This window comes from Holtiella tumoricola (genome assembly GCF_027857615.1).
In the GTDB taxonomy this organism is placed as follows: Bacteria; Bacillota; Clostridia; order Lachnospirales; family Cellulosilyticaceae; genus Holtiella; species Holtiella tumoricola.
This window is the reverse complement of sequence record NZ_JAQIFT010000010.1, coordinates 147,311-156,429: the sequence shown is the minus strand read 5'-3', so window position 1 is coordinate 156,429 and position 9,119 is coordinate 147,311. Positions and strand designations below refer to the sequence as shown.

General features: G+C 32.0%; 12 protein-coding genes. 8 read left to right on the top strand and 4 right to left on the bottom strand.

Annotated elements, in window-relative coordinates; translation table 11 throughout:
* Positions 1 to 51: 51 nt before the first annotated feature.
* Positions 52 to 660, bottom strand: coding sequence for an acetate uptake transporter (locus PBV87_RS02195; RefSeq protein WP_271010975.1), 609 nt, complete (start codon positions 658 to 660; stop codon positions 52 to 54).
* A 161-nt stretch (positions 661 to 821) separates the two neighbouring features.
* Positions 822 to 1,313 (bottom strand): FMN-binding protein, encoded by a 492-nt coding sequence (locus PBV87_RS02190; protein ID WP_053984839.1) that lies wholly within the window; start codon positions 1,311 to 1,313, stop codon positions 822 to 824.
* Between the two features lie 201 nt (positions 1,314 to 1,514).
* Between PBV87_RS02190 and PBV87_RS02185 the strand changes: the two genes are divergently transcribed.
* From PBV87_RS02185 to PBV87_RS02160, 6 genes are all read left to right on the top strand, one after another.
* Positions 1,515 to 1,721: a 4Fe-4S dicluster domain-containing protein gene (locus PBV87_RS02185; RefSeq protein WP_271010974.1), complete on the top strand. Its 207-nt coding sequence runs from the start codon at positions 1,515 to 1,517 to the stop codon at positions 1,719 to 1,721.
* Complete coding sequence (locus PBV87_RS02180; RefSeq protein WP_271010973.1) at positions 1,722 to 2,303, top strand: 4Fe-4S binding protein; 582 nt, start codon at positions 1,722 to 1,724, stop codon at positions 2,301 to 2,303.
* A gap of 86 nt (positions 2,304 to 2,389) precedes the next feature.
* Positions 2,390 to 2,746, top strand: a complete 357-nt coding sequence (locus tag PBV87_RS02175; protein WP_271010972.1) for a hypothetical protein — start codon at positions 2,390 to 2,392, stop codon at positions 2,744 to 2,746.
* Positions 2,747 to 2,923: 177 nt separating this feature from the next.
* Positions 2,924 to 4,270, top strand: a complete 1,347-nt coding sequence (locus tag PBV87_RS02170; protein ID WP_053984835.1) for an MATE family efflux transporter — start codon at positions 2,924 to 2,926, stop codon at positions 4,268 to 4,270.
* A gap of 36 nt (positions 4,271 to 4,306) precedes the next feature.
* Positions 4,307 to 4,516 (top strand): YdeI/OmpD-associated family protein, encoded by a 210-nt coding sequence (locus PBV87_RS02165; RefSeq protein ID WP_271010971.1) that lies wholly within the window; start codon positions 4,307 to 4,309, stop codon positions 4,514 to 4,516.
* Between the two features lie 121 nt (positions 4,517 to 4,637).
* Positions 4,638 to 5,159, top strand: a complete 522-nt coding sequence (locus tag PBV87_RS02160) for a M23 family metallopeptidase (RefSeq protein ID WP_271010970.1) — start codon at positions 4,638 to 4,640, stop codon at positions 5,157 to 5,159.
* Positions 5,160 to 5,213: 54 nt separating this feature from the next.
* On the opposite strand, the gene PBV87_RS02155 is transcribed toward PBV87_RS02160, so the two are convergent.
* Complete coding sequence (locus PBV87_RS02155; protein WP_271010969.1) at positions 5,214 to 6,545, bottom strand: hypothetical protein; 1,332 nt, start codon at positions 6,543 to 6,545, stop codon at positions 5,214 to 5,216.
* 512 nt (positions 6,546 to 7,057) lie between these two features.
* Here PBV87_RS02155 and PBV87_RS02150 point away from each other — a divergent pair.
* Both PBV87_RS02150 and PBV87_RS02145 read left to right on the top strand, forming a co-directional pair.
* The gene (locus PBV87_RS02150; protein ID WP_053984831.1) at positions 7,058 to 7,369 is read left to right on the top strand and encodes a hypothetical protein; all 312 of its coding nucleotides are present in this window, start codon (positions 7,058 to 7,060) and stop codon (positions 7,367 to 7,369) included.
* Between the two features lie 209 nt (positions 7,370 to 7,578).
* Positions 7,579 to 8,133 (top strand): P-loop nucleotide/nucleoside kinase family protein, encoded by a 555-nt coding sequence (locus PBV87_RS02145; protein WP_053984830.1) that lies wholly within the window; start codon positions 7,579 to 7,581, stop codon positions 8,131 to 8,133.
* A gap of 214 nt (positions 8,134 to 8,347) precedes the next feature.
* On the opposite strand, the gene PBV87_RS02140 is transcribed toward PBV87_RS02145, so the two are convergent.
* Positions 8,348 to 9,070, bottom strand: coding sequence for a PrsW family glutamic-type intramembrane protease (locus tag PBV87_RS02140; protein ID WP_271010968.1), 723 nt, complete (start codon positions 9,068 to 9,070; stop codon positions 8,348 to 8,350).
* Between the last annotated feature and the right edge of the window lie 49 nt (positions 9,071 to 9,119).

The following is a 9,119-nucleotide window of genomic DNA, read 5'->3' as shown; positions in this document are numbered from 1 at the left end:
ATATAAATAATAAAAGGAGTAGGGTTAACCCTACTCCTTTTATTATTTATATTATTTTTTAAAGATGCCAAATGGTTTACCTACTGGTAAGAATACACGTCCAAAGTGTGTATTAAGTACAGCAGCGCCACATCCGTAGAATGATACAATTGCAATAGCAAGTTCAGCATAAGCTGCTAATTGATGCATTCCATGTTCTATAATACCAAATGAAGAGAATGCTAAACCGATGAATAAGAAATCAATAAGTACAAAGATTGTAAATAATACTTTGTGAGTTTCCATAGCACCAATTGTCATAAAGATAGTGAAGATTAAGTAGCCTAAGAAGGCGAAACCTAATTGTTTACCATCTACGCTAGCTGCTAATGTTTCACCAAATACTCCGTTTTGAATTAACCATGTAAAGCCCATTGCATACCAGAAGAATGCATATGCACCAAAAGCTGTTGCACCAAAAGTGTTATTGTGTTTGAAGTCATGGATACATGCCATAAGCTGAGCAGATGCACCAAGGAAGATTGCCCATGGTAAAACAAGTGATACACCAGATGTAAGTCCTAACTTTTGTGAAGATGCTACTAATGTAACAATAGCAAGCCCGAAAAGACCTAATGCCGAAGGATCAGCAGTGATTACTTTTACTTTAGTCTCGTTCATATTAGTTCTCCTAACAAGTTATTTTAAATGTCCGTTTAATTAAGTCAACAGTAGTTAAAATATCAAATTTTAATGTAATTGTCAATTGAAAATATTAGAAATAACAGAATAGGAACAGAGAATTAAAAGAAGGGAGGTGATTAGTCAACTCCCTAAATTTATTATTCAGCTAATTTATATGCGCCTCTATTTAAACCATCATTAAGTGCAGAAATGATTTTACCACTTCTAAGTGTAGCTCCTGAAAGTGTATCGATTACTTCACCTTCTTTGATAGAAGCACTTGATAAACCATCAATTGTTTCAGCAATTTCGCCTGGGTGGTATAAATCATCAATGGCAGAAATATTTTTACCTACTAAGTGATCAATAAGAGATTGATATTGACCTGCTAATAATACAGTTGTTTCACTTGCATCTTTTGCTAAGAAGTCTGTATCTTTATATTTAAGTTTTCTGTATTTTACTGATTCAATAACATTATCAGTTAAAGCAAATTCTACTTCAACAGTTCCGTCTAAGTATCCTCCACGGTATGTACCATTTTTGTAGGTTGGTGTAGTTGCAACAGATGTTTCAGATGTAGGTGCCGCACACCCTACAAAAGATAGTGTAGATAGGGCTACAGTAGCCACTAATAGAAATTTTTTCATTCTAGCCTCCGCTTATAGTTCGTATAGTGCATAACAGATTATGCGGTAAAAGTATAGCATATGTTAAAAGATGGGGCAATAGGGAGAAAATAACAGGATGTATAATGGAATACATAACAGATATGTGACACAGTTACAGAATGACCCCATAATTATCTGTAAGATAAAGATACATTATGAGTTTAATTTTGGGAGGCAGGTATGAGCGATACGAGAAAAAGAAAAAAAGCAGTAGTAGACTTCAACTATTGTGCAGCTTGTGGTGTATGTATGAATAATTGTCCAGTAGGTGCTATTTCTATTCCAGAAGGAGTAACGGCAATTATTAATTTAGATAAATGTGTGGGATGTACTAAATGTAGTAAAGTATGCCCGGCTTCTACAATTGATATGAAAGAGGTAGACTAAATGACAAATAATAAAAAGAAGAAAAAATGGTGGGAATACTTATGGATTTTAACTAGCTTGTATTTTATTTTAGGATTTTTTAATGTTTTATTTGGTTGGCTAGGTATGATTTGCTTTTTGACCCCACTAATGCTTTCTATATTTACAGGTAATAAATCATATTGTCATCATTATTGTGGACGTGGGCAACTTTTAGATTTATTAGGAAATAAGCTGAAATTATCTAGGTATCAATCTATGCCAAAATGGATGAAGCATAAGTACTTTAGATATGGATTTTTAATATTTTTCTTAGGAATGTTTGTAAGTATGATTTTTAATACGTACCTTGTATTTCAAGGAGCACAAAGTCTTAGAGGAATAATTACACTTTTATGGACTATTAAAGTACCTTGGAATATATCTGATGTAAGTATAGTGGCACCATGGATAGCTCAATTTGCATTTGGATTTTATAGTATGATGCTCACTTCACTTATTATAAGTATTATTACAATGATACTCTATAAACCTAAATCTTGGTGTGTATATTGCCCAATGGGAACAATGACACAACTTATATGTAAGACTAAAAAGAGATAACTATTAAGCGGCACGTAGACTGGAACTTATTGCATAATGTTCCCATATACTGGTATAGAGAACATCAGATAAAAGGAGTAGAGCAAATGTATAGAAGTGAAGATATGGATAGGGCAAATGGTATTCCACCTAGTCCTCCTCCAAACTTTGTACCAGAAAAAGGAAAAGGTAAGAAGGTTAACTCAAAAGGATACAATGAAACAAGTGAAATCCAACAAGGTGGACCTAAGGGAATGGGACCATCTGTTAAAGCTGTTGACCCAGGTGCAGTGTTCCCATGTCTCTATAGATTTACCTATATATGGCCTGAAAATGGTAGGGGATTCTGGGCTTTTATTACCTATGTAGGAAGGCGCTCAGTAGCAGGTTGGAGATTCATGCGAGGCAGATGGAGATACTTTGGGATGGACTTAAGAAATATTGATGAATTTTATTGTGACTAATTTATAATAACCATAAAAGATAGGGCTATAGGTTGAGAAACTTATAGCCCTATCTTTTATGATCGTTTTCTAGAACATTTAGGTAAAATAGTTAGATGAAAAGAAAGTAATAGATTGAAAATTTCGTCCAATAGTCATATCATGTATAGGTAAATATTAAGTAAAGAAGGAATGAAAATGGCATCTATAACAGATATGACAGAAGGAAAACCAAGCAAAATACTTTTTAAATTTGCTATTCCTATGTTAATAAGTGTAATTTTTCAACAGCTTTATAACATTGCAGACAGTGTAGTAGTAGGACAATTTGTTGGAGCTGATGCGCTAGCAGCAGTTGGGGCATCCTACCCTATAACAATGATCTTTATGGCTGTAGCCACGGGTTCTAATATTGGTTGTAGCGTTGTAATCTCCCAGCTATTTGGGGCAAAACAGTATGAGAAGCTTAAAACTGCAATAAGTACTTCTCTTATATCTATTATTACATTAAGTATATTCATTACAGGATTAGGCCTTTGGGGTAGTGGGCTTTTAATGACTTTATTACATACACCAGATAATATTTTTCAAGATAGTGCACTTTATTTAAATATTTATATTGGAGGATTAATCTTTCTCTTTTTATATAATATTTGTACAGGAGTATTCACAGCATTAGGTGATTCAACTACGCCGTTATGGTTTTTGATTGCTTCTTCTATAGGGAATATAATACTAGATATACTCTTTGTGGTTGGATTTAAATGGGGAGTAGCAGGTGTGGCTTGGGCAACTTTTATTGCACAGGGTATTGCATCTATACTTGCGGCTTTAGCTCTTGTTAAAAGAACGAAACAAATTCATACAGAAGAACATTATCCGAAGTTTTCAAAAGAGATGCTAGGACGTATTGCTAAAGTAGCTATCCCAAGTATTTTACAACAGAGTTTTATATCAGTAGGCAACCTGTTTATTCAAGGGCTTGTAAATAGCTATGGGTCGAATATAATTGCAGGCTATTCTGCAGCTATAAAACTTAACACGTTTGCAATTACATCATTTACCACGATGGCAAGTAGTCTATCTAGTTTTACAGCTCAAAATATAGGAGCAAAAAAAATACAGCGTATAAAAGAAGGATTTAAAGAAGCATTGAAGCTTATGATTTGTGTTGTTATACCTTTTATATTTTTATTCTTCTGCTTACCAAAGCAAATGATACAAATTTTTATGAATGCAACTAATATAGAAGCTATAAAAGTAGGTGAAACTTTTCTTAGAATTGTAGCCCCTTTTTATCTAGTTATTGCAGTTAAGCTTATGGCTGATGGTATATTAAGAGGAGCAGGTGTCATGTGGGCTTTTATGGTTACAACTTTTTCTGATTTAATTTTACGTGTTATCTTAGCTTTTATTCTTGCTATACCATTTGGATCAACAGGTATATGGCTTTCTTGGCCAATTGGATGGGTAATTGCTACAATTATTTCATGTATTTTTTATTTTAAAGGAATCTGGCATAAAAAAAATGAAATGTGCGAATAACAAATATATAAGCGATCATTTAAGGAGGCAAAAGAGATGTATGACTTAGAAGATGATGGTTTACCTCTTGGACTCACAATGCAACTTGCCCAAGATGAAGATGCGATGCGTTATTTTGCAACACTACCTAAAAGTGAACAGGAACATTTGATTGAATATATTAAATCCTCAAAGACAGGTGATGAAGCTAAAAGGCGTATTGACGAAGTTATTGAGCTTTGCCAAAGAGGAGAAAAATTTTATTAAGCTTAAATAAACCGTAGACAAAGGAGGTAGAAATACCTCCTTTTAATTATTTACTAACCGATATAAATAATATATAGTTAAAATATATAAATTAATATAAAAGAAAGGAGAGAAAATACGAATGAAGAAGAAATATGGATGGTTAATAGGGATAACTCTATTTTTAGGCATACCATTAATAAGTTTTGCACAAACAAATCTTTTATTTAAATCACCAGTAGAAGGCATATCAAGGATGTTAGCACCTTTTGGTGAAAATAGAGGTGGATATACTCATGAAGGTATAGATATTGATATACCAATGTTAACACCTCTGTATGCAGTTGAAGCAGGTACTATCACAAAGGCAGCACCAGACTCTAAAGGTGTCAACAATGGTGGTGGACATATGGTATTTATTGATCATGGAGATGGTATTGAATCGCGCTATATGCATATGAGTTTATACGCAGTAAAGGCAGGGGATAAGGTAGAAGCAGGAGACTTGATTGGATTTTCAGGAGATAGTGGAGATGCAACTAAACCACTTTTGCATTATGAACTAAGGGTAAATCAAGTACCGGTAGATCCGGCATTTATATTTGAAGTAAAAGAAGAGATAGTAGAACCTGTGATAGAACCATTTTTAATACCTCAAACTTAAAGCACTATATATATAGAAAAGAAGAGTATCATCTTAGAATGATACTCGTCTTTTCTATATATTACTAGATGAATCCTGTGTGGAAGAAGTGGGTGCTTCAGGTGTATATGAAAGTATATTATAGATTAGATCAGAAAGAGAGGAAGAGGTTACAGGAAGACCAAGATCAAAGTAAAGTTTTTCTGGGAAAGATAAGCAGAATTTTGGAAGTTGTAAATTAAGTAAAGCACATTTTATAACTTCAAAGTCCTCGCAATTTTGCGACCAAGTATTAATGAAGGTATTATAAAGTGGCTGAGTAGGGAGTAAATTGATATAAGTGCTATTAGCAAGTAAGGCTGTAGGTAAATCACAAGCAGTAACAAAAGTATTGAAAGTGTATAGGGGAAGTTTGAAAGTAGCGTGATAGTAATCTAATAATTGAGTAGCTTGAGTAATAAGCATTTGTGCACGTCTATTTTCGGTCTGATATCTCGTTGAATTTATTGTCAAATCAGTGATGCCAGTTGAATGAGTCTCAGTATCAGATTTAACACATTGATTGGCATTAGTATTTGAAAGGCTATTGTTTAATGTATCTGCATTTCCTTTATTTGAAGAGGTATTATTATTTTGATTAACTGTAACAGAAGTGCTTTTATTGGAGTTTAGGGTTAATGCTTGGGTGCATGAATTAGAGTTGTTATGGGCAGAAGTTGTTGTTTTCCCTTCAGTACAGCTTGTATTTTGGCTCTGATTAGTATTAGTCGTATGGGTATCAGTACAGGTAGTGGTATGATGATGATGATGATTACATTCATAATTTCTAAAGGGTGTAAGGGCAGTAAATAGTTCTTGTATATTGTTAGCGGATTGATTATAGATAGTGTTGCATAGAGGTGTAGCAAAAAGAAAAAATTTAAAGCATTGTCCCTTAGTTTGATTTAAAAAATCAGTGAAAAATGAAGAGGTAAGTTGTGTAGAATCAGGAGTTAATGTTGTAGATACAATACTATTTATATTTTCAGGATGTAAAGATGAAATATCAATCCTATGATTTTTATTATAGAATAACTTTTGAAATAATTGTACAGAACAGTTAGTATTAGAATCAGAACGTAAGCCTATATAAAAAATAATTTGAGTTGATGTTACATCTATAATAAAAGAAAAGGTAGTGCACATTGAATAAAGGCTAATAAGTAAAGTACTTATAGTAGAAAGTTCATAATAGGTTGGAGAAGTAGAAAGCTGAAGTTTAAAATAGCTAGGACAATTGCAATCAGATAATTCCTTAAAGGGGACGAGAGTAGCAGTGTGCAGATTACAATAATAATTTTTATAAAAATGAGTTTCACTTTTAAGAAAGAGATCATTTAGTCTTTGATCTTGGTAGAAATCAGTCATAGCGAATACCTCCGTCATATACTCATATAAATATATGCAGTTCTTTATATAAACTAGCACTGAATAGATTGTACACAATAGACGAATAATAAAAAAGAGTAGATGATAGGACATCTACTCTTTTAAGGATATGCTAATTAGTGAGTTATTTTAAAGATAAACTCAATAGAATACTTATAATAAAATATGTGTGTAAATAATAATTCTTTTAAAGAAAAACTTTTATCGTAAGTATTTAAATAATTGACAAGAGTATTATATAAAATAAGAAATTTAATTGCAAGAATAAATTAAATAAAATAGATTAATTATTTTGTATTTGAGTTTTTAGTTAAGCAAAGTAAAAGTAAAATAATAAAATAGGTTATAAAAAGATTAAAAATATAATGAATTATTTTATAAAATTAGAAATACAATATTAAAAATATGGTTACTATTTCATGAAAATGGTTTATAATATAAGTATTAATTAGATATATTTAATAAAAACATAATCTGGAGGGAGTGTTGTTATGGGAGTAGCTACAACTATTGCATGTGTACCTGTTGGTGAAGAAGGAGAAGAACAACGTTCAAGTAGAAATTTTTGTGTAAATCATTTACCACATGATAAGCATTTGGTATGGCACGTTATTTCACAAGTAGGAGACAACAACATAAGTTTTGATGTAAAGCAAAAAGGACCTTCTGGTATTAATGTACTAAAATATGAAAATATTACAGATGGAATGATTACAGATTATGAAGCACTTAGAAATCTGTATATTGCCAATCCGCATAATGCAACAGGACATTTTATGGTAAGGGTAGAGACATGTGAATAAATCATTATAAGTACAGGTTATAAAGGATCTGTACTTATTTTATTGCAAAAAAATATTTTTTTACTTAAAATATACTTAAGAAATGTTGTAAAATCAAGTAAAATGTAGTAATATGAAGAATACTGATGTAACAGTTATAAATTACATATTCTAATAGTAGAACACCGCAGATGGTGTCAAAAAATTCAGTTAAGAAAGTGAGAAATACAATGAAAAAAAGATTATTTCTAGTAGGTTCTCCACCAGCAAGTGGAAAAACTTTTGTATCAAAAAAATTAGCAGCAAAATTAAATAATCCAGTTTATCTTGACAAAGATACGATTATTCCACTCTCAATGGCAGCTTACAAAGCAGCTAATGAGCCATATAATAGAGATTCAGAGTTCTTTAATAAATTCTTAAGAGACCCTGAATACGTAGCTATTCTTGACGTAGCATTTGAAGCATTAGAATTCAACGATAATGTTATTGTAAATGCACCATTTACAAAAGAGTTTAACAATGAAGCATACGTAGCTGAGCTTAGAGCTAAACTTGCTGAAATTGATACTGAACTTGTTATGGTTTGGGTATACTGTGATTTAGAAACAATTCATCAACGTATGATCGAAAGAGCTTCTGACAGAGATACTTGGAAACTTGAAAATTGGGATGAATATGTAAAAACAAAAGATAATAGCAAACCAGCTAATAAAGAAGTTGTTGTTATTGAAAATAAAGATGAAGAAAGCGTTGAGAGACAACTTCAAGAAGCATTCTTCTAAGTCGAATAATGAAAATATAGGGTTTGTAACACTCGGCGCGCGGGTGTAACAAACCCATTTTTTGTTTAACCAAAGACTAAAACAAGAAGAAAAATGAGCGTTACTAAAAAAAGAATATAAATGATCCAACTGGACCCAAAATCACTAGTGGGATTGCCACAATAAGGACAAAAACGGGTCATAGGTTCTAAGTGTTTACTACAATGGAGACAGTTCAAAGAGATTCAACCTCCTCGCACTCGGCAATTTGAACAGCATATAAGGATTTTTCAAGATGTCTCTTAATAAGTTCAGCGCCTATTAAGTAAAAGGAGCCTAAAACCACACAAGCAAAAATAAGGCCAAGTAAACTTTGGGTATAAGTATAGTAGCATAAGCAGAAATTCATAAAACCATGAAAGAATGAAGCGAAGAATAAACCTTGTAAGAAGTAGCCTATTTTATATGTATGATGTTGTAGATATAATGTGTAGAAGAAGCCAAATACAATACTATAAAAAAGATGACAAGGTGTAGAGACAAAATTACGCAATAAAGCTAAAAGTAAATCACCATCATAAATAAAGATGTAGAGTAAATTTTCCAAAGCTGAAAAGATGCAAGCAGAGAAAAGAAGATAAAAAAGTATATCTTCTTTACGCCTAAGTGATTTAAAACCTTTAGTAGCAATATAGACAGCGATGAATTTTGCAAGTTCTTCTAATGGTGCAACAGTAATGAAGTTTTCTACAAGTATATAGGTAGCACTAGAGGATGTAAATAAATTACTTAAAGGTTCTTCTAAAAAGAAACTGCTTAGAGAAACAAGAATGGCAGCAATTACTTCATAAAGAATAATCTTAAATATAATTTTATCAATAGGGAGAGTATATTTGGGATTTTTAAATAGTAAGTAGATAACAATAATAATAAAACTAATGGAAAGTAAATAGCTCACAGAAATCCCCCCTTCTTAATCATATCCTTTGATAGGAGGGAGTATGACT

Bases quoted from the DNA above. Each gene is read 5' to 3' on its own strand.
- PBV87_RS02195 (WP_271010975.1), bottom strand. From the start codon at position 660: ATGAACGAGACTAAAGTAAAAGTAATCACTGCTGATCCTTCGGCATTA.
- PBV87_RS02190 (WP_053984839.1), bottom strand. From the start codon at position 1,313: ATGAAAAAATTTCTATTAGTGGCTACTGTAGCCCTATCTACACTATCT.
- PBV87_RS02185 (WP_271010974.1), top strand. From the start codon at position 1,515: ATGAGCGATACGAGAAAAAGAAAAAAAGCAGTAGTAGACTTCAACTAT.
- PBV87_RS02180 (WP_271010973.1), top strand. From the start codon at position 1,722: ATGACAAATAATAAAAAGAAGAAAAAATGGTGGGAATACTTATGGATT.
- PBV87_RS02175 (WP_271010972.1), top strand. From the start codon at position 2,390: ATGTATAGAAGTGAAGATATGGATAGGGCAAATGGTATTCCACCTAGT.
- PBV87_RS02170 (WP_053984835.1), top strand. From the start codon at position 2,924: ATGGCATCTATAACAGATATGACAGAAGGAAAACCAAGCAAAATACTT.
- PBV87_RS02165 (WP_271010971.1), top strand. From the start codon at position 4,307: ATGTATGACTTAGAAGATGATGGTTTACCTCTTGGACTCACAATGCAA.
- PBV87_RS02160 (WP_271010970.1), top strand. From the start codon at position 4,638: ATGAAGAAGAAATATGGATGGTTAATAGGGATAACTCTATTTTTAGGC.
- PBV87_RS02155 (WP_271010969.1), bottom strand. From the start codon at position 6,545: ATGACTGATTTCTACCAAGATCAAAGACTAAATGATCTCTTTCTTAAA.
- PBV87_RS02150 (WP_053984831.1), top strand. From the start codon at position 7,058: ATGGGAGTAGCTACAACTATTGCATGTGTACCTGTTGGTGAAGAAGGA.
- PBV87_RS02145 (WP_053984830.1), top strand. From the start codon at position 7,579: ATGAAAAAAAGATTATTTCTAGTAGGTTCTCCACCAGCAAGTGGAAAA.